Genomic DNA, 18,418 nt, shown 5'->3' on the forward strand with positions numbered 1-18,418 from the left:
ATATATTTAAATAAAATATGAAAACAATTTATCGTTGTATGTATGTTGCATTGTTTATTGGTACACTTTGTTTTTCTCAAAATAAGCAAGATAGTAATAAACAAAATTTTGCAGAACAATTTTTTATGGATATTAATGTTTATCATAAACTTAAGCAATATTCGGCTAAAAATAAAATCTTAATTGTTGATCCAAATAAATACTTAACTAACAAAGAGCTAACTTATAACAATAAAGATTTAGAAATTCAGATTCTTCCAGAAATGAAAGCTGGCTTTATTTTTTTAATAAAAAAAGTTATTATAAATGATAATTTAGCTTTTGTTGGAATGTGGAAAAATGATAGCGTTACAGCATTATGCTTCTATCCTGTCCTTAGTGAGTTCACACCTAATAAGTGGATTGTCGAAGAAATTACTACCAGAAGTATAAAATAATTAAAGTTTTAAAGTATAGGTAATGTTCCAGACGGGTAATGGAGTTACTAACTTTGATAGGACAAATCTATGGTTAAAGATTATAAAAAAACATTTTACTAAATTTATAAAACAATAAATAAAATAAAACCACTGCTAATTGCAGTGGTTTTTGGCATTAAGCTCTAATAACTTAATGCCAAAAAACGACAATTAATACAATATCTTAATTGTTATAAACCAGCTAGTTAATTTGTGTTTTTAAGTTACAAATGAAAACCTCTATAAATTTCAAAGCTGCTAAATCCGATTCTGAAGTCCATAACTTCCGAAGAAAACCTTTGATTATATCCGAAAAGACTTAACAGAGAAAAATGAATACTGGTCAATGGACAAGATTTCAGAAAGATTTCATAAAATAGAATCTTACTGCAAGGAAAAATCAGGGAGAAAATTACAAAAAAGTGCGATACCTATTCGTGAAGCTGTGGTTGTGATTAAAGAAGACACAACTATGCAGGATTTGCATGATCTTTATAAAAGACTTGAGGAAGAATTAAAAATCCGGATTTTTCAGATTGCCATTCACAAAGATGATGAATATCTAAAAATGGTTATTCGTTTTCTTACGAAATATACTATACAAATAATAAAAATCTACTATCTTCTTTTTCGCTTCCTTCTTACTCTCATTTGATTGATAAAATCAATTTCTTGTTCATCTTCAGTTTGAACTTGAGGGATAAACCCTCCAAAAGATTCAATAATACCACCTGTATCAAAACCGACCATATTTAAAAAATGATTTATCTTTTCAAAAATCAGATCATGCTTTTTATCCTTAAAATGTGCAGATGCATAATGCATATTAGGGTTGTCTTTTTCTCCACTTTTGTGATCATTCCACTTTTCATGAAATACATTGGACGATAATTCTTTTCCCAGTCTTGAGCCGTTCCATACAGTTTTTGTATGATGGTCGATAAAAGTGATCCCGTACATACGGCCTTCATCATTCTTTCTGACCACAGTATTAATATGCTGCTTTGCCAAAAGCTGTTTGAAATTTTGTTCATTCTTTGTGGAATGCTGGGCACTGATAATATTCGACCTTAAAACATCTTTTACAGGTGATTTCCTCATTTTTTCTTTACTTTTCTCAAATTGTTTTTCTAATGCATCAATTCCGGCACTTTTTCCAAACAATGAAGATTTAAAAGGATGCCCAACTTTTTTCCCATCACTGTTTAAGGGAAAATAAAGAAGTCCTCTTTGCTGTTCGCCATGCAATTTCCCCACTATTTTTTCAGAAGTGATATTGAACAGGGAAAGCAGGGCATTATATTCCCCCAATGACTGAAATTGATAGTAGTCAGATAAATGCCTGATAACGGCTGTCATCTGGCTTTTACAATCACCTCTTTTATAATTGACAGGTTTAAAAATTCCCTTAGCCTCCACTGCTTTTTTTTCAGGAGCAGCCACCAGACCGAATCTGTTTTCCAGTTCACGACAAACTTTCATAGAGCGTATCTTCTCAAATTTGTCAGAGATTTTTTTTCCATTTTCATCTACACAGACTGAAACAATATGGATATGACTTCGGTCAATATCTGTATGTTTAAAAACCACGAACGGCTGATTGCCATAACCCATTTCATTCATATATTGTTGTGCAATTTCTCTGTATTTTTCATCCGACATCTGATCTTCAGGATGGGGATTTAATGAAATATGCAGGGTATGCTTTTCAGTGTTTCGATTGGCAATAAGATAATGTTCAAATGACTTTGCCAATTGTGAAACTGTATATTTTCCATTAGCGGTCTCGATTATTTTATGGGTCATTAGAATTTCGCCTTTATCCTGTTCCACCTTATTATTGTTATAGGATAAGGTACCATAAAGATTACTGCTTCTGCCAATTTTTGCAACCATTTTACTCGGAATTTTTCAAATGTTTTTGGTTAAATTCTTCAGTCATCTGAATTACTTTTTTAAAAATTTCTACCATCTCTAAAGTCTGTTGCTCTAATTTGTACAGTAGGGCGCCTGCTTTTTTTTCTGAAAAATGAGTATACAACAGTTTAACCATCTGATTATAATTGACTCCGACAGAACGGAATTGACTGTGAAATGAGGTCAATCTCATGTAGAAATCGATGGTTCCTTTATCCATCTTAATGGTTTTCATTTCCTTCTCAAAGATACAGGAAGTGATAAAATGCGCCTTCACCTTCATTCCTGACTGATCAAAAAGTTCAAGAAATTTTGAGTGTTCAGCTTCATTAAATGATATCGAATATCTAATTTTTGCGGGATCTGGCTTTGGCCGGCGTCCTGTCTTTTTTGTATTATTTTTTTTATTCATAATCTATCCAATAAATTTTTGTAAAACATCGACTTCGGAGATTGTTTTTTAAGCCCCCTGCAAGGGCAAGTTGTTTTGAGCATCCGAAAAAGTTTCGAGATGCTTAAAACACAACTTGCCCCTTTCGGGTGAAAGGCTAAACCCACATTGCACTAGATTCAATCCGGCATACCGGAATCTTAAGAGCTTAAAAGATCAGGTTCTGACAAGTTTCAATCTTCTTTTGACAAAGTAAACAACAATGAGTAGGATAGCTGATGCTTTTCATAAAGCCAAACAAAACCAATTCGAGCCAAAGTTAACCGCTTACGAGCTGCGTACGAGTAGGTGTTATTTATTTGTACACGAAGGTCGGCAGGACTGATATATGGCAAAATTGTTTGACATCTTGAAGGCCGGCATTCAAGATGTAAGAAATTCAGGTTTTCAGAACGTTTGGAATTCCCGCAGGATGAAGAGCAGGTCGGAATTCCACCCTGCCTGAAATATAGGGCCATTCAAGACAGGTTATCTGACTGACTGAATTCTCGTTCTACGATTGGAAGTCAGGAATGCTCTGAGCTTAATCAGATCTCAAGAGAGTCGGATGTACCTCAAGCCCGCTCACCAACTGTCATTAGAGACGTAACGACTACAAATGTTTAATTATAAATTCAAAAAAAATGGAAACAAAAAAACAACCAGTGATCATTGTCTTTTCTACTCAAAAGGGAGGCGTAGGTAAAAGTACCTTCACAACACTTTTAGCAAGTATACTTCATTATCGTTTAGGGTATCAAGTCGCAGTATTCGACTGTGACTTTCCGCAATACAGTCTGATACAGATGAGGGAGCGGGACCTTAAAACAGTAATGCAAAATGAGGTATTAAAAAAAATGGCCCATAAGCAGTTTACAACCATTAATAAAAAAGCCTATCCAGTTTTCCAAAGTAAGACCGATACGGTCTTGGAAGAGCTGCAAGCGTATGTTGATAACTCCGAAGTTGTACCGGATGTAATTTTTCTTGATCTACCAGGCACGGTCAACACTGCCGGAATCTTGAGTACACTTGCCAATGTCCACTATATTTTTTCACCCATAACTGCGGATAGGGTCGTCCTTGAAAGCACCCTGAGTTTTACGGATGTCCTGACCAATGTCCTGATGAAGAAAAAGCATACCGAGATCAAAAGCATCCATCTCTTCTGGAATCAGGTCGATGGAAGGGAGAAAACCCCATTGTATAAAAATTACAGTAAGGTGATCAAAGACCTGGGACTTCAATTGATGGAAACATCAATCACAGATAGTAAACGATTCCGTAAAGAAGGGGAAACGGTCGCCAAAACCGTTTTCCGTTCGACCTTACTACCAGCAGACCCCAAGTTGATGATATTATGCCGACTCGATCAGTTTATGGAGGAATTTTTAAAGATCGTTAAATTGTAGTATTATGGAAAGTGAGAATAAGAACAAAGATGAAAAAAGTATCGATGAGGAGTACCTGATGTCCATTATGGCGGGCAACACCAAGAAGGAACCGCAGAACCAAGAACTTGATTCCTCAAAGGAAAAGCCGACCAACAAACAAAAGCTGAAGAATAAAAAAAGTCTTGAAATCACCTACGCCGAGCAGTTTCTGACCCATCACACAATGACGAAGCGCGGTGATAAAAGCATCTATGTCCGACCGGAATATCATGAGAGGCTTTCAAGGATCATCCAAATCGTTGCTGACGATCAAATCCCTTTATATGCCTACCTCGACAATATTTTGGCGTACCACTTCGAAACGTTTGAAAAAGAGATCACCGATGATTTCAACAGCAAATACCGTCCAATCTTTTAATCTATCATCTTATGGAACAATTAATTATCATAGGACTATTACTCATTATCATCGTACTACTTTGGGATAAGAAGTATATCAATCAGCATCATCAGGGAAAAAGTGTCGAAGCTCACCTAGCGGTGCCCTCTATTATGGGAGAAACAAAGAAAGAAGAGAGAAAACCAGTGCCATCTGATGCCAATCAAGGCCAAGACGAATCTAATATACTTAATGTAAATAATTTTGATTCAGAAACCAAGGAAGAGGTATTTGAAAATACGGCTTCAAAGAAAGAACTTGACGCGATACTGGTCAAAAATAATGATTGGGAAGACGAGGAAGAAGACTGGCAGTACCAGGATGATTCTAAAATAGAAAGCGGGTTTGCCACAGGGGTTACCTTTCAGGAATTGAGTGCTGCGGGACAGCTGCTTCAGCAAGATGTGCTGGAGGCTGACTTAGAAAAACAAGCAGTTCACATCCTTCAAAAAATTCAGGGAACCGAGCTTTTTGATCTTTTAGAAAATTCATTAGGTGATGCATCAAAGCGAATTGCTAATCTGCTGAGCCAGAGTATTTCGAATGAAGATGAAGATATTTATTTTAAGCGTAAAGATGGTGCAGAAGGTTTCGACATAGGGGAGTTTGTGTGAGCAAATTCCCCTTTTTATTATGAACGAAACTTTATTAATCTATTCAATTTTTAGATGATGCTTATCTAAATAAGCGCGCCAGATAATAACCAGAATTGCCAAAATACCAAAAACAATTCCTACCCAAGGCGTTACAGTTATCCCATTTTGGGAAATAAAAAATCCACCCACAGATGTACCTGCTGAAACCCCTAAGTTTCCAAATGAGGTCTGTAGGCTGTTGGCAAATTCTTTAGCATCCGGTGCAGCTGAGATCATATAGCCTACGCCTATCAGAAAGCAGGGACCATACATAATTCCCCAAATAGCAGTAACGAGGGCAACATCAGAAAATGAGTTACCCGTATATTCAAATGCGAATGGTACTACGAATATACCTGCAATAAAAAATAGGGTTGTCCACAGCATATTCTTTCCTAATAATTTACCAGCAATGTAATTGGAAATTACGCCCATTGCTCCAAAAAACAGCAATAAAAGGCTTATTTCCTTTTCACTCATATGCTTTTCTTTGCCAAGATAATCTGCAAAGTAACTGTAGGAGCAGAACCATCCGGTTATCAATAATAGATTCAAAAGTGTGCCTGAGATAAATCGTGGGCGAGTCAATATGGAAAGTTGACTCCTGAAAGAAGTAGGTTTTTCATTGGGTAGAGATGGTATATATTTAAGAATGATCAAAATTGTAAGTAATATAATAAATCCTTGAACCATATAGGTTACCTGCCAAGAATATATGCTTGCCAGAAATGTACTTATAGGGATCAGCGTCACCTGTGCAAGGGCAATTCCTCCGATAATGATTGCCGTAAGATGCATTTGATCTTTTTGAGATGATCCTTGTATTGATGCGGATATTGCCATAGCAAAGAACGCCGGATGAAGGAACGTAGGCAGTATTCTGAGTATCATCAAGACCCAGAATGGTGGACTGAAAATAGAAAAGAAATTTGATACCAAAAACAATCCCATTGCCCAGAGCATGATTTTTTTCTTGTCGAATTTAGAAACAAACAATACCGTGAACGGTCCTGTAATAGCTATGAATAAGGCGAATGCACTTAGGAGATATCCTGCTGTGGCTATGTTAATTTTATAGTATTCGGCGACCTGTGGTAAGATACCAATGACTCCAAATTCTGTGCTGATAATTCCGACAACACCTAAGCTACCTATGTATGCTATCCTTTTATTTAAGTTTGTTTTCATAATAAACTGAACGGTTTAAAATACGGTAAAAAAATATATGTTTATAGTATAGAGTGTAGCAATCAAGACGACTGTCTACTTGTAAATGTGAATTTTTATCTAGCGACTGATTAATTGAATTAATAAATCGATCATGGCATCTACTTGTGTTTTATTTTTATATAGAACATAATTCTTGAGCAGGGTAGTGGAAGAACTTGCAAAAAAGGCAGCAGTAGTTTCTGGATCCAATTTATCTCTAACTTTCTTTTGTTGAATGCCTCGTTGTAGTATCGTTAGATAAACGTTTTCAATTTTTTTCTCATTTGAAACCAGCATTTGATTGATATCCTTATCCACCAAGGCAATTTCAAAGATCATTTTTACAGCTAAACAGACTTTATGATCATTGATACTTTGCTGTATAGATAAGTTCAATATTTTCACCAAGTCTTCTAATGCATCGCTACTGCCTTCTTTTAGAAAAACTTGATATTCTGACAGTTTAGTTTTTTGATATTTGTCAAGGCATTTTAGTAAAAGTTCTTTTTTATCCCCATAGGTAGGATAGATACTGCTACGATTTATATTCATGTGATGTTCTAGATCACTAAGCGATGTCACATGATAGCCTTGTTCCCAAAAGAGATTCATTGCTATGTCCAGCTTTTCCTCGTATTCAAATTCTTTTTTTCTAGCCATTACTTTGCAAATATACAATTTTAAACTGTTCGGTTTAAAATTTTGAATTTATTTATTTTCTAATCTCTTGTTTTAAACCATCAAATCCTTTAAAGCCAAATCAACTCTTTCAAGGACAGTTAAAAAACACCCCGTTTTTCCACAGCACATTTGCTCATGAATCCTGCAGGGAGCAGGGTCTTATTAACCCATTTAAACATTTAAAAATGGAAAAACAGAGAAAAAAACTATTGTATGCAAGTTTAGCACTTTTCCTAAGTACAGGGGGATATGCACAAGGTAATGGGAGTGCCGGAATCAATGAGGCCACACAGATGGTTACCTCTTATTTTGAACCGGCTACCCAACTCATTTATGCTATTGGTGCGGTCGTCGGATTGATTGGAGGCGTCAAGGTGTACAATAAGTTCAGCAGTGGAGATCCCGACACCAGTAAAACGGCTGCCAGCTGGTTTGGTGCCTGTATCTTCCTGATCGTAGCTGCTACCATCCTACGTTCATTCTTCCTTTAAAAATTTTCAATGATGAATACGTATCATATCAATAAAGGAATAGGACGGACGGTAGAGTTCAAAGGGTTGAAGGCACAATACCTGTTTATTTTCGCAGGCGGTTTGTTAGGATTATTGGTCTGCATGATGATCATGTATATGGCTGGTGTCAATACTTATTTGTGCCTGGTCGTAGGTGGAGCCAGCAGTGGTCTTTTGATCTGGCAGACTTTCGCCCTGAATAGAAAATACGGAGAGCATGGTCTGATGAAAATGGGAGCTCAGAAAAAACATCCCAGATATATTATGAGCCACAAGAGTATTTACCGCTATCTGCAAACTAACCGTAAAAAAGCTTCCGCATGAGAAATTCTTCCAAATCGGCAACGTTGGAGAGTAAATTTCCACTGCTTGCTATAGAAAATGATTGCATTATTTCAAAAGATGCAGATATCACAGTTTGTTTTAAAGTAAGACTTCCGGAATTATTTACGATTGCATCGGTTGAGTATGAAGCCATTCATTCAGCATGGTTCAAGGCGATTAAAACGCTTCCCGACTATACCGTCGTTCATAAACAGGACTGGTTTATCAAAGAAAATTATAATCCAGACCTTTCGAGAGAAGATCAAAGCTTTCTTTCCAAATCTTTTGAAAGGCATTTCAATGAAAGACCTTTTTTAAATCATTATTGTTACCTGTTCATTACGAAGACCTCCAAGGAAAGAATACGGATGCAGAGCAATTTTTCATCTTTATGTAAAGGTAAGCTCATTCCCAAGGAGATTAAGGACAAAGAGGTAATCAATCGTTTTCTGGAGGCTGTTGATCAGCTTGAACGGATTATGAATGATAGTGGTTATATCGATTTGAAAAGAATGACCGAGGATGAAATTTCTGGTACTTATGAAAAATCAGGACTCCTGGAACAGTATCTTACTTTATCTCGTGAAACTCATCCTTCATTGCAGGATATTAAGCTGGGTCCGGAAGAAATGCGGATCGGCAACAACCGTCTCATTATGCATACCTTATCGGATACCGATGATTTGCCAGGTACTGTTTCATCTCACAGCAGATATGAAAAGCTAAGTACAGACCGGAGTGACTGTTTGCTATCTTTTGCATCTCCGGTTGGGCTGCTACTCAGCTGCAATCACCTATATAATCAATATTTGTTTGTTGACAACAGTGATGAAAACCTGTCTAAGTTTGAAAAATCTGCAAGGAATATGCATTCCCTGGCAAGGTACAGCCGAGCTAATCAGATCAATAAGGAATGGATTGAAAAATATCTGAATGAAGCCCATTCTTTTGGTTTACAATCGATACGTGCCCACTTTAATGTGATGTCATGGTCTGACAATCCCAATGAGTTGAAGCAAATAAAAAACGATACGGGAAGTGCTTTAGCACTGATGGAATGTAAGCCTCGTCATAACACTACGGATACAGCCACTCTGTATTGGGCAGGAATTCCCGGAAATGCAGGTGATTTTCCGAGTGAGGAAAGTTTCTACACGTTTATTGAGCCGGCACTCTGCTTCTTTACTGAAGAAACGAACTATCAGGATTCTTCTTCTCCTTTCGGAATCAAGATGGCAGACCGTCTCACAGGAAAGCCGATCCACCTGGATATTTCTGACCTTCCCATGAAGAAGGGAATCATTACGAACAGGAACAAGTTTATCCTTGGACCATCAGGAAGTGGCAAATCCTTTTTCACGAACCATATGGTCAGACAGTATTATGAGCAGGGGGCTCATGTGCTGCTTGTCGATACAGGCAATTCCTATCAGGGTTTGTGTGAACTGATCAAAGGTAAAACAAAAGGCGAGGATGGAGTGTATTTCACTTATACAGAGGACGATCCCATTGCATTTAATCCATTTTATACTGATGACGGCGTTTTTGATATCGAAAAACGAGAAAGTATTAAAACACTGATTCTCACTTTATGGAAAAGAGATGATGAACCGCCGACACGATCAGAAGAAGTGGCATTGTCCAATGCGGTAAGCGGCTATATTGAAATGATTAAGATGAGCGAACAGCATCCCTCATTTAATGGATTCTATGATTATGTCAGGGAGGATTATCAAAAAGTATTGGAGCAGAAAAAGGTCAGGGAAAAAGACTTTGATATTGCCAACTTCCTCAATGTATTGGAGCCTTACTACAGGGGCGGGGAATATGATTACCTGCTCAATTCCGAAAAGCAGCTGGATCTGCTGTCAAAGCGCTTCATTGTTTTTGAAATCGATGCCATTAAAGATCATAAGATTCTGTTTCCCATTGTGACCATCATCATTATGGAAGTCTTTATCAACAAGATGAGAAGACTAAAGGGTATAAGAAAACTGATCCTCATTGAAGAAGCCTGGAAGGCAATTGCCAAAGAGGGAATGGCAGAGTATATCAAATACCTGTTCAAGACGGTCAGAAAATTCTTTGGAGAAGCCATTGTAGTGACCCAGGAAGTCGATGATATTATTCAGTCACCTATTGTAAAGGAAAGCATCATTAATAATTCAGACTGTAAGATTCTGCTGGATCAGCGTAAATACATGAATAAGTTTGATGACATCCAGGCAATGCTCGGACTAACGGATAGAGAAAAATCTCAGGTATTATCTATCAATATGAACAATGATCCGAAGCGTCTTTACAAAGAGGTTTGGATCGGATTGGGTGGAACGCACTCTGCAGTCTATGCCACTGAAGTATCAACTGAGGAATATCTTGCGTACACCACCGAAGAGACAGAAAAGATGGAAGTGATGAATCTTGCATCAGAACTTGATAACAATGTCGAGCATGCGATCAAGAGGATTTCTCTAAAGAGAATCAAATCAACCAAAGACAATTAATCAATATCTATTTACAACAATGAAAAATTTAATCATTAAAACACTAATGGTAGCATTCTTCGCTGCCTTCACCTTTGCAAAAGCACAATTTGTCGTTACCGATCCTGCCAATCTTGCATCAGGTATTTTAAACTCTGCGAATGAAATTGTGCAGACTTCATCAACCGTATCGAACGTTGTAAAAAACTTTAATGAAGTAAAGAAAGTTTACGAACAGGGCAAGGAGTATTACGATAAGCTGAAAGCCATCAATAATTTGGTCAAGGATGCCAGAAAAGTGCAGCAGACTGTTTTGCTTGTAGGGGACGTTTCCGAGATGTATGTGAACAATCTCGGCAAAATGCTGAATGATCCCAACTTCAATGCACAGGAATTATCTTCCATAGCCAATGGGTATTCTGCATTACTCACTGAAAGCACAGAGCTGCTTAAAGAACTGAAGGAAATTATTACCTCCAATGGTCTTTCTTTAAATGATAAAGAAAGAATGGATGTTATTGACCGTGTGTACAAAGAGGTCAAGGAATATCATAATCTTGTCAGATACTATACCAACAAAAATATTTCAGTAAGCTATCTGAGAGCTAAAAAGCAGAATAATACCAAAAGAGTATTGGATCTGTACGGAACCTCTAACCAAAAATACTGGTAATATGGAGCCCACGAATTTACATGAAGTTCTACGATCGGTATATGAGGAAATGATGCCTTTGTGTGCTGACATGGCAGCAGTGGCAAAAGGGGTTGCGGGTTTAGGAGCCTTGTTTTATGTAGCTATCAAAGTTTGGCAGTCCTTAAGCCGTGCTGAGCCCATTGATCTGCTTCCGATGCTCAGACCATTTGCCATAGGGATCTGTATCATGTTTTTTTCAACCTTGGTATTGGGAAGTATCAATGGAGTTCTGAGCCTTATTGTTCAGGGAAGTCATTCGATGTTAGAAAATCAGGTTTTGGATTTGAATGAATTACAAGAGAAAAAAGATCTTCTGGAGAGAGAAGCCATGCTTAGAAATCCGGAGATGGCTTATCTGATCTCCAATGAAGAGTTTGATAAAAAGCTGGAAGACCTGGGATGGTCACCTTCTGATCTGGTAACTATGTCCGGTATGTACATCGAAAGAGAAATGTTCGCCATCAAGAAAGACATACGGGACGGTTTCAGAGAGTTTCTGGAAATTCTTTTTCAGGCAGCCGCGCTGGTCATTGATACGATAAGGACATTTTTTCTGATTGTACTTTCCATATTGGGTCCCATCGCTTTTGCAATTTCAGTCTGGGATGGCTTTCAGACAACTTTAACCCAATGGCTGACAAGGTACATCAGTGTTTATCTATGGCTTCCTGTTGCGGATATTTTCAGTTCAATACTGGCCAAAATACAGTCACTTATTTTAGAGCGGGATATTGAAATGCTGGCCGATCCCACCTTTATTCCGGACACTTCCAATACGGTTTACATCATCTATATGGTGATCGGAATTATAGGATACTTTACTGTACCTACGGTTACAGGTTGGGTAATTCAAGCAGGAGGGGCAGGAAACTTTATGCGCAATGTCAATCAGACCGCCACGAAATCAGGAAATATTGCGGGTGCGGCTGCAGGCTCAGCAACAGGTAATATTTCAGGAAGATTATTAAAATAAAAATACAGTACTATGGAATTTAAATCATTAAAGAATATTGAAAGTAGCTTCAAGCAGATCCGTTTGTTTACGCTGGTTTTTACCATCCTGTGTTTTGGAGTTGTAGGAGTTGTTGTATTTAAATCATATCAGTTTGCCGAAGAGCAGCGCCAGAAGATTTATGTATTGGATAATGGTAAGTCTCTAATGGTGGCACTTTCTCAGGATATGTTGATCAACAGGCCTGTTGAAGCCAGAGAGCATGTCAGAAGATTTCATGAACTCTTTTTTACGGTAGCACCTGATAAAAACGCTATTGAAAGCAATGTAAAAAGAGCATTCAATTTGGCTGATCAATCTGCATTTAATTACTATAAAGACCTTCAGGAAAAAGGATACTATAACCGAATCATTTCGGGGAATATCCAGCAGAGAGTGGAGGTAGACAGCTTAGCTGCAGACTTTGACAGTTATCCATATACGGTAAAAACCTATGCCAGACAATTTATCATCAGATCAAGCAACCTTACCATAAGAAGTCTGATTACAAACTGCTCATTGGTTAATTCAGTAAGGTCTGACAGCAATCCTCAGGGATTTACCATTGAGAAATTCAACGTCCTTGAAAACAAAGATCTTGAAACCGTTGAACGCTAAAAGTCCCCTTATGAAAAGAATAAGAGATACAATAGAATATTACGCCTTGCAAGCAGATAACCGTTGGAAAATTCTTCCTGTTAAGCGACAAAGATTATTAACCAAGCTTTTTTTCGGAGGATATGCTTTCCTCACTTTACTGGTAATTGTTAGCATCTGCATATCGACAAGCCAGAGGAATAATGAAATATCGATCAATCATATCGATGGAATTTCCAGGAGTCCTCAAACGAAGGATACCATACAAGCTGATATGATTAACCCATTAATTAAGAAATAAAAGGATGAAAGATTCTGAAAAAATAAAAATTACAGAAGATGATCTACCTCAGAATGATAATGGGGTAAGAGATCATCCAAAAGCCAAATGGGAGCAGATTAAAAAGCCAATGATCTATTGTTTAATGGCTTTATTATGTGCAATTTGTTTATATCTGATTTTTAAACCAAAAACAAATAATACGATTGTTGCAGAGGAAGGACTTAATGCTATAATTCCCCAGGCAAAAGACGGTCAGTTGCAGTCGGATAAGCAGAAAGCTTACGAGCAGCAACTTTTGGAACAAAAAGCTGAAGAAAAGAGAAATGCCCTCACTACATTATCTGATTATTGGATCGATGAAAGTGATGCTAATCAAAATGCCGGATCATCCTTATCAATAAGTAAATCAACTGATTTATCACGTTCAGACCAGAATGCAGTAAACAGTTATCGAAATGCACAACAGGCCTTAGGTTCTTTCTATCAGCAGGATAATCAGGAAGTCAATGATTTAAGAAAGGAAATTTCCAGATTAAAAAGAGATGCGATACAGAATAATTCTGTTCCCGCAGGTCTTGGAATCAACGACCAGTTGGAATTGATGGAAAAATCCTACCAGATGGCAGCTAAATACCTTCCTTCCGCTTCAAAAGAAGAGGCTGTACCAAAGGAAAAAGAAGAAACAAAATCATCAAATGAGAAGAAGGTTAAGCTTACAGCAGTGAAAGCGTCTCATTCCAGAATCGTTTCATCGTTGTATAGAGAATCATCTGATAGTGCTTTTATTTCAGGGTTGAATCATAGTAGATTTTTTGACGTACAAAGTGATAAAAAAAATCCAGTCAATCCAAGAATGCGATAAAGGGTATTGTTTCTGAAACCAAAACATTAGTCAATGAGAGTTCATTATCAATCATGCTTTCAGAAGCTATGCAGCTGGATCGGATAGAAATTCCATCAGGCACAGTGCTCATCGGATCAAGCAAATTTCAAGGAGGCAGGCTTCAGCTGAAAGTGAGTTCAATTGAATATGGAGGCAGTATTTATCCGGTGGAAATTAATGTATATGACAATGATGGCCAGCCAGGACTAAATATTCCTTATTCACCTGAACAAAATGCAGTCAATGACATGGTAGCGAATATGAGTCAGACTTCAGGAACGAATATTATGATGACCCAATCAGCCGGGCAGCAGATTGCATCGGATCTAAGCAGGGGAGTGGTACAAGGAGTGTCCGGTTATTTTCAGAAAAAGGTCAGACAACAGAAGGTAACGGTAAAAGCGGGGCATCAGCTTTTTCTTGTGCCAAAGAATAACTAATTAAATCAATAAAACATGAACACACTAAAGAGCCATTATATTTTGGGAATTCTACTGCTGCTCATCATAAGCAGCAGGTTATTTGCTCAGGATTCCACCACTTCTTATCTTCCTTTAGAAAAAGCACGGCTGATACCGTTCAGAATAGAGGTTACCTATAATAAGACATCACATCTTTTATTTCCATCACCCATTCGATATGTTGATCTTGGAAGCGATCTCTTGGTTGCCAATAAGGCAGAACCTATTGGAAATGTTCTCCGGATTAAATCGGTAGTAAGAGATTTCGAAGAAGAAACTAATTTTTCTGTCATTACTGAGGACGGGAAATTTTACAGTTTTGATGCATCTTATAGTGCTTATCCGTCAGTACTCAGTTATGATTTATTAAAGCTGCAGAGATATATCGAACGACAGTATTCAACAGATGTTTTATTTGAAGATCTTAAAGGAAGTTCTTCTGGTCTAACAGAACTCATTATGGAAAATCTTTACCAGAAAAGCAATAGAACGATTAAGCATATTGTCTCCAAAAGCTATGGAATTCAATTCTCGGTCAGGTCATTGCATGTCAATGATAACAAGTTCTATTTCACGTTGGAGATTGAAAACTCCAGTAATGTGGCATATACGATCGAATGGGTCAACTTCAAAATTGTTGACAAGAAGAACTTAAAACGGACGGTTGTTCAGGATAAGCTATTAGAACCGATTCGAGTTTATTTTCCTACAATGACGGCTTCCGATCATTCGAATACGTTAGGAATTTATCTATTGGACCAGTTTACCCTCCTGAAGGATCAGGTTTTGGAAATCGAAATTCTGGAAAAGAACGGGGGAAGACATCAGAAAGTTCAGCTTGAAAATAAAGACCTGATTCATGCAAGGCTCATTAACAGTTTAAACATAAAAACGAAATAAGATGTATACAATATTTTTAACAGTAATTTTTATGCTTACAGTGAGTATCAAAACATTTGCCCAGCAAATGATTCCAAAGCAAAAGGGTGTTGAACTTTCTTATTCAGTATTTCCAAACTCTGTTGCAAAGAAAAATTATAATATCGCGGCTGGTATTATTTCTTATGCCAAAAATGGGAATTATCTTTTTGCATTAGCAGAATATAATAAAAAATATTATGAAGCTGTTGATTATAGTATTCCTGTAAATACTTACCTATTTAATGGAGGCTACAGTTTCTACCTGCTGGGTGATGATATGAGAAATGTGAACGTCAATTTAGGAATGGGTGTTCTTATAGGGTATGAGGAGATCAATAAAGGTAACGAAATGTTGCATGATGGCTCATTGATTAGTGAAACAGAAAATTTTATTTACGGCGTAACAAGCAAACTTTCTGTAGAATTATATCTGACTGGCCATTTTGTCTTTATAGTAAATGGACAGCTTCGTTTTTTACAAAACAGCGGACTTAATAAAATAAATACTTTGTGTGGGCTAGGTCTGCGCTATAACTTTTAACAACAATATTACTATGAAAAATTTAATTGTAAGTACATTATATATTATAATCAGTTTAATCTCCATAGAGCTTTTTTTTACATCATGTTCAGAAGATGAGCTGCAGATTCAAAAGAATTTTCCATTTGAAGTACAGTTTTTACCAGTTCAAAAATATATCGCTAAAGGTGAAACTGTAGAGATTCGATGCCGTATTATCCCCACTGGCAATTATGCCGGAACTTCTTATTCGATCAGATATTTTCAACCCAACGGAGCTGGTAATCTGCGATTATTTAACGACTTACCCTTTGTGCCGAATAATGTCTATCCGTTAAGTGAAAAGGAATTCAGATTGTACTATACTTCTGAATCCACTGTGTCTCAAAGTTTTGATATAAGGATTTCAGATAATATGGGAAATGAAAAGAAATTAAGTTTTCAATTCGATCCTTCAAACATAGTATCATTATAATAAGTGGAAATTGGATTATTATAAAAGATATTTCTTAAAACAAAAGTAAAATACATATGATTGCTCAATTTTTATGACATAAAAGGCATAGAATACGAGTTCATAGAGTTGTGCCACAACTGACTGCGAAAAGACATTTCCGATTAAAAAAAGGAATTGTCTTTTCGCCCAAAATTTCAAAGTCAACAACAATTTTAAATTGTTGTTGACTTTTATTTACTTTGTAGTTACAAATGTCCTTCATCAGCAAAAGATAAATAATCCGTTGATGTCAAGATAAAATGATCCAACAGTTTGATATTTAAAAATTCTGATGCACATTTTATATTGTGTGTAATTTTTAAATCCTCACCTGAGGGCTTTAAATTTCCGGATGGGTGGTTGTGGGCTAAAATTAACGATGATGCGTTACATAAAAGTGCAGCCTGCATAATGATGCGAACATCAACAATTGTTGAAGAAATTCCGGATTCTGAAATTTTTCTTATTCCTAAAACCTTATTCGATTGATTTAAATATAATGCGAAAAAAGATTCTCTATAATCTATTTCATCATGATCAAAATGTTGACGAAATACATCAACGGCATCTTGTGAATTACTTATCAGTTTGTCAGAATTTCCTTTTCTTGAATAACTTAATTTTATTTCATTAACTATATTAAACATTTTTTTGCTCTTGTACGGCAGAGACTTATTTTTCCCGTACATAAGTAGTGAGAATTTTTTTTAATTCATCATTAAAGAGTCTGTTCCCCAGTGGGCATATTTTTCACAAAGTTCAAAAGCTTTTTGTGACTTCATTTGTGCAGTACCACCCATAACAATAGACTGTAATTTGGCTTCATTATTCTTGTAGGTTTTCACATTCTGATAAAAACCTGTCACCGCATTGTAAGCTCCAAACAAAGTTCCTTTAGTGGTTTCCATTTGTTGGGTATCGCTCATCATTGCATAGGCAAAAGCATCATCAACAGTATTTTTGAAAACGGTTGATATTTCGTCAAAATTTCCTTTTTTAAGATGGTTTAAAGTTTCCATATTAGGACAAAGTGCCAATTGAATAATCTTTTTCATTTCATCATCACCTACTGTGATTTTCGACCAGTGGTTAAAAGTGTTTTCTAATTCTTTACCTAATGTATTAACTAATCCCATAACTCTGTGAGCATCTTTTAAACGTTGTTTTGCTCCTACCGTGTGTCGAATTCTTACTACATTGCTTATATTTTTGAGTGAAGCATTTAAAGTATTTTGGCAAACAATACGAATTGGAGTAAAAGCAGCGGTAATACTTCCGCTTCCATCGTGTGAGGTGGTTAGAAAAATGTATTTTTCTGTAATATCGTCGCCATTTCCTACACGGATATAATCGGGAAGTTTAGCTGTGATAAAAATTCGTTCACCGTTACCCAGAACCCCCGCTGTCTCATACAGAATACCATTTTCATCACCTACTATGGCATCAAAAAAAGAAAATGCTTCACGGTTTTGTATAATATGGTAATCTTTTCCAACTACGCCTAACACTGTATTATTATCTGTTCGGACATTGGCAGAGTAGTTAGGAACTTCCAATTCATAATCAATTATTTCTATTTCGTTGCTGTTCTCGATAATTCTTGAACCTTTTGTAAATAGGGGAGATTTTTCTACATCATAGTCAAGACCTGCAAACTTTATTGCTTCCTCACTAGTCGGGTATTCCTGCACAGTTTGACCCAAGTTGTGCCATGCTTTTTCTTTTACGCTGAAAAATGAATATTTTCCTGTTCTGTTGTTGAAATTTAAATTGTGTGCCATGATATAACTATTTTTATTTGTTGATTTTTTTTGAAGAATATTAGAATGGTAGATTATCATTTTTATCGTTATCATTGTCTTTTTGCTTAGATTTCGATTGATATTCTTTTGCTTTGTTTTGAGTTTTAACGCTTGGAGTACCATTTTTTTGGTATTGCCATTGATCTTGATTTGTGATGTCTGAAAATTCAAACCGGCATGAGATTCTTCATCTTTTCCAATCCACGCCGTTGCGTAGGCTCTTCCGTTGAGCTCGACCAAAGTGCCTTTTATTAGGAGTTCAGCAACCTTTTCAGAAATCCCGTAAGA

23 protein-coding genes are annotated in these 18,418 nt (G+C 36.6%); 17 read left to right on the top strand and 6 right to left on the bottom strand.

Features of this window, described 5'->3' with window-relative positions; translation table 11 throughout:
- The first annotated feature begins 17 nt into the window (after positions 1-17).
- Both ACKX2A_RS18020 and ACKX2A_RS18025 read left to right on the top strand, forming a co-directional pair.
- Positions 18-437, top strand: coding sequence for a hypothetical protein (locus ACKX2A_RS18020; protein WP_415326316.1), 420 nt, complete (start codon positions 18-20; stop codon positions 435-437).
- A 367-nt stretch (positions 438-804) separates the two neighbouring features.
- A complete protein-coding gene (locus ACKX2A_RS18025; RefSeq protein ID WP_415326317.1) occupies positions 805-1,113 on the top strand; it encodes a hypothetical protein in 309 nt (102 codons plus the stop codon).
- On the opposite strand, the gene mobB is transcribed toward ACKX2A_RS18025, so the two are convergent.
- Positions 1,077-2,354 carry a conjugal transfer protein MobB gene (gene mobB / locus ACKX2A_RS18030; protein ID WP_415326318.1) on the bottom strand — a complete coding sequence of 426 codons (1,278 nt, stop codon included), beginning with the start codon at positions 2,352-2,354 and terminating at the stop codon, positions 1,077-1,079. The genes ACKX2A_RS18025 and mobB overlap by 37 nt on opposite strands.
- A gap of 1 nt (position 2,355) precedes the next feature.
- A complete protein-coding gene (mobA, locus tag ACKX2A_RS18035) occupies positions 2,356-2,787 on the bottom strand; it encodes a conjugal transfer protein MobA (RefSeq protein WP_415326319.1) in 432 nt (143 codons plus the stop codon).
- A gap of 662 nt (positions 2,788-3,449) precedes the next feature.
- Here mobA and ACKX2A_RS18040 point away from each other — a divergent pair.
- The 3 genes from ACKX2A_RS18040 to ACKX2A_RS18050 are packed head-to-tail and all read left to right on the top strand — an operon-like array spanning position 3,450 to position 5,252.
- Positions 3,450-4,217, top strand: a complete 768-nt coding sequence (locus tag ACKX2A_RS18040) for a ParA family protein (RefSeq protein ID WP_415326320.1) — start codon at positions 3,450-3,452, stop codon at positions 4,215-4,217.
- 4 nt (positions 4,218-4,221) lie between these two features.
- Entirely contained in the window at positions 4,222-4,617 is a 396-nt protein-coding gene (locus ACKX2A_RS18045; RefSeq protein WP_415326321.1) for a DUF3408 domain-containing protein, read from the top strand.
- Positions 4,618-4,628: 11 nt separating this feature from the next.
- A complete protein-coding gene (locus ACKX2A_RS18050; protein WP_415326322.1) occupies positions 4,629-5,252 on the top strand; it encodes a hypothetical protein in 624 nt (207 codons plus the stop codon).
- A 39-nt stretch (positions 5,253-5,291) separates the two neighbouring features.
- Here ACKX2A_RS18050 and ACKX2A_RS18055 read toward each other — a convergent pair whose 3' ends face one another.
- Both ACKX2A_RS18055 and ACKX2A_RS18060 read right to left on the bottom strand, forming a co-directional pair.
- Positions 5,292-6,461 (bottom strand): MFS transporter, encoded by a 1,170-nt coding sequence (locus ACKX2A_RS18055; RefSeq protein WP_415326323.1) that lies wholly within the window; start codon positions 6,459-6,461, stop codon positions 5,292-5,294.
- A gap of 99 nt (positions 6,462-6,560) precedes the next feature.
- On the bottom strand, positions 6,561-7,142 hold the full coding sequence (locus ACKX2A_RS18060; protein WP_415326324.1) for a TetR/AcrR family transcriptional regulator: 582 nt from the start codon (positions 7,140-7,142) through the stop codon (positions 6,561-6,563).
- A gap of 206 nt (positions 7,143-7,348) precedes the next feature.
- On the opposite strand from ACKX2A_RS18060, the gene ACKX2A_RS18065 reads away from it, so the two are divergent.
- The 12 genes from ACKX2A_RS18065 to ACKX2A_RS18120 are packed head-to-tail and all read left to right on the top strand — an operon-like array spanning position 7,349 to position 16,307.
- The gene (locus ACKX2A_RS18065; RefSeq protein WP_415326325.1) at positions 7,349-7,654 is read left to right on the top strand and encodes a DUF4134 domain-containing protein; all 306 of its coding nucleotides are present in this window, start codon (positions 7,349-7,351) and stop codon (positions 7,652-7,654) included.
- 12 nt (positions 7,655-7,666) lie between these two features.
- Positions 7,667-7,999, top strand: coding sequence for a DUF4133 domain-containing protein (locus ACKX2A_RS18070; protein ID WP_415329487.1), 333 nt, complete (start codon positions 7,667-7,669; stop codon positions 7,997-7,999).
- Positions 7,996-10,503: a TraG family conjugative transposon ATPase gene (locus tag ACKX2A_RS18075; RefSeq protein ID WP_415326326.1), complete on the top strand. Its 2,508-nt coding sequence runs from the start codon at positions 7,996-7,998 to the stop codon at positions 10,501-10,503. Before ACKX2A_RS18070 ends, ACKX2A_RS18075 begins: the two co-directional genes overlap by 4 nt.
- Before the next feature lie 46 nt (positions 10,504-10,549).
- Positions 10,550-11,155, top strand: coding sequence for a DUF4141 domain-containing protein (locus ACKX2A_RS18080; RefSeq protein ID WP_415329489.1), 606 nt, complete (start codon positions 10,550-10,552; stop codon positions 11,153-11,155).
- Position 11,156: 1 nt separating this feature from the next.
- A complete protein-coding gene (traJ, locus tag ACKX2A_RS18085) occupies positions 11,157-12,149 on the top strand; it encodes a conjugative transposon protein TraJ (RefSeq protein WP_415326327.1) in 993 nt (330 codons plus the stop codon).
- 12 nt (positions 12,150-12,161) lie between these two features.
- On the top strand, positions 12,162-12,785 hold the full coding sequence (gene traK, locus ACKX2A_RS18090) for a conjugative transposon protein TraK (protein ID WP_415326328.1): 624 nt from the start codon (positions 12,162-12,164) through the stop codon (positions 12,783-12,785).
- Between the two features lie 10 nt (positions 12,786-12,795).
- Positions 12,796-13,065 (top strand): hypothetical protein, encoded by a 270-nt coding sequence (locus ACKX2A_RS18095; protein ID WP_415326329.1) that lies wholly within the window; start codon positions 12,796-12,798, stop codon positions 13,063-13,065.
- A gap of 4 nt (positions 13,066-13,069) precedes the next feature.
- Entirely contained in the window at positions 13,070-13,909 is an 840-nt protein-coding gene (locus ACKX2A_RS18100; protein WP_415326330.1) for a hypothetical protein, read from the top strand.
- Between the two features lie 5 nt (positions 13,910-13,914).
- Positions 13,915-14,370, top strand: a complete 456-nt coding sequence (gene traM, locus ACKX2A_RS18105) for a conjugative transposon protein TraM (protein WP_415329491.1) — start codon at positions 13,915-13,917, stop codon at positions 14,368-14,370.
- Positions 14,371-14,385: 15 nt separating this feature from the next.
- Positions 14,386-15,291, top strand: a complete 906-nt coding sequence (gene traN / locus ACKX2A_RS18110; protein ID WP_415326331.1) for a conjugative transposon protein TraN — start codon at positions 14,386-14,388, stop codon at positions 15,289-15,291.
- Position 15,292: 1 nt separating this feature from the next.
- The gene (locus ACKX2A_RS18115; RefSeq protein ID WP_415326332.1) at positions 15,293-15,853 is read left to right on the top strand and encodes a conjugal transfer protein TraO; all 561 of its coding nucleotides are present in this window, start codon (positions 15,293-15,295) and stop codon (positions 15,851-15,853) included.
- A 13-nt stretch (positions 15,854-15,866) separates the two neighbouring features.
- Positions 15,867-16,307, top strand: coding sequence for a DUF3872 domain-containing protein (locus ACKX2A_RS18120; protein WP_415326333.1), 441 nt, complete (start codon positions 15,867-15,869; stop codon positions 16,305-16,307).
- A gap of 227 nt (positions 16,308-16,534) precedes the next feature.
- Here the strand turns inward: ACKX2A_RS18120 and ACKX2A_RS18125 are convergent, their stop codons facing one another.
- Positions 16,535-16,975 (bottom strand): JAB domain-containing protein, encoded by a 441-nt coding sequence (locus tag ACKX2A_RS18125; RefSeq protein WP_415326334.1) that lies wholly within the window; start codon positions 16,973-16,975, stop codon positions 16,535-16,537.
- 60 nt (positions 16,976-17,035) lie between these two features.
- The gene (locus tag ACKX2A_RS18130; RefSeq protein ID WP_415326335.1) at positions 17,036-18,109 is read right to left on the bottom strand and encodes a DUF932 domain-containing protein; all 1,074 of its coding nucleotides are present in this window, start codon (positions 18,107-18,109) and stop codon (positions 17,036-17,038) included.
- Positions 18,110-18,418: the final 309 nt, after the last annotated feature.

The sequence above is a fragment of the Chryseobacterium sp. MMS23-Vi53 genome (assembly GCF_047651245.1).
Lineage (GTDB): Bacteria > Bacteroidota > Bacteroidia > Flavobacteriales > Weeksellaceae > Chryseobacterium.

Coding starts and splice junctions, on each gene's coding strand:
- ACKX2A_RS18100 (WP_415326330.1), top strand. CDS start 13,070: ATGAAAGATTCTGAAAAAATAAAAATTACAGAAGATGATCTACCTCAG.
- ACKX2A_RS18020 (WP_415326316.1), top strand. CDS start 18: ATGAAAACAATTTATCGTTGTATGTATGTTGCATTGTTTATTGGTACA.
- ACKX2A_RS18080 (WP_415329489.1), top strand. CDS start 10,550: ATGGTAGCATTCTTCGCTGCCTTCACCTTTGCAAAAGCACAATTTGTC.
- ACKX2A_RS18060 (WP_415326324.1), bottom strand. CDS start 7,142: ATGGCTAGAAAAAAAGAATTTGAATACGAGGAAAAGCTGGACATAGCA.
- ACKX2A_RS18070 (WP_415329487.1), top strand. CDS start 7,667: ATGAATACGTATCATATCAATAAAGGAATAGGACGGACGGTAGAGTTC.
- ACKX2A_RS18115 (WP_415326332.1), top strand. CDS start 15,293: ATGTATACAATATTTTTAACAGTAATTTTTATGCTTACAGTGAGTATC.
- ACKX2A_RS18050 (WP_415326322.1), top strand. CDS start 4,629: ATGGAACAATTAATTATCATAGGACTATTACTCATTATCATCGTACTA.
- traN (WP_415326331.1), top strand. CDS start 14,386: ATGAACACACTAAAGAGCCATTATATTTTGGGAATTCTACTGCTGCTC.
- mobB (WP_415326318.1), bottom strand. CDS start 2,354: ATGGTTGCAAAAATTGGCAGAAGCAGTAATCTTTATGGTACCTTATCC.
- ACKX2A_RS18120 (WP_415326333.1), top strand. CDS start 15,867: ATGAAAAATTTAATTGTAAGTACATTATATATTATAATCAGTTTAATC.
- ACKX2A_RS18125 (WP_415326334.1), bottom strand. CDS start 16,975: ATGTTTAATATAGTTAATGAAATAAAATTAAGTTATTCAAGAAAAGGA.
- ACKX2A_RS18055 (WP_415326323.1), bottom strand. CDS start 6,461: ATGAAAACAAACTTAAATAAAAGGATAGCATACATAGGTAGCTTAGGT.
- ACKX2A_RS18075 (WP_415326326.1), top strand. CDS start 7,996: ATGAGAAATTCTTCCAAATCGGCAACGTTGGAGAGTAAATTTCCACTG.
- ACKX2A_RS18045 (WP_415326321.1), top strand. CDS start 4,222: ATGGAAAGTGAGAATAAGAACAAAGATGAAAAAAGTATCGATGAGGAG.
- ACKX2A_RS18130 (WP_415326335.1), bottom strand. CDS start 18,109: ATGGCACACAATTTAAATTTCAACAACAGAACAGGAAAATATTCATTT.
- mobA (WP_415326319.1), bottom strand. CDS start 2,787: ATGAATAAAAAAAATAATACAAAAAAGACAGGACGCCGGCCAAAGCCA.
- ACKX2A_RS18040 (WP_415326320.1), top strand. CDS start 3,450: ATGGAAACAAAAAAACAACCAGTGATCATTGTCTTTTCTACTCAAAAG.
- ACKX2A_RS18065 (WP_415326325.1), top strand. CDS start 7,349: ATGGAAAAACAGAGAAAAAAACTATTGTATGCAAGTTTAGCACTTTTC.
- ACKX2A_RS18095 (WP_415326329.1), top strand. CDS start 12,796: ATGAAAAGAATAAGAGATACAATAGAATATTACGCCTTGCAAGCAGAT.
- traJ (WP_415326327.1), top strand. CDS start 11,157: ATGGAGCCCACGAATTTACATGAAGTTCTACGATCGGTATATGAGGAA.
- ACKX2A_RS18025 (WP_415326317.1), top strand. CDS start 805: ATGGACAAGATTTCAGAAAGATTTCATAAAATAGAATCTTACTGCAAG.
- traK (WP_415326328.1), top strand. CDS start 12,162: ATGGAATTTAAATCATTAAAGAATATTGAAAGTAGCTTCAAGCAGATC.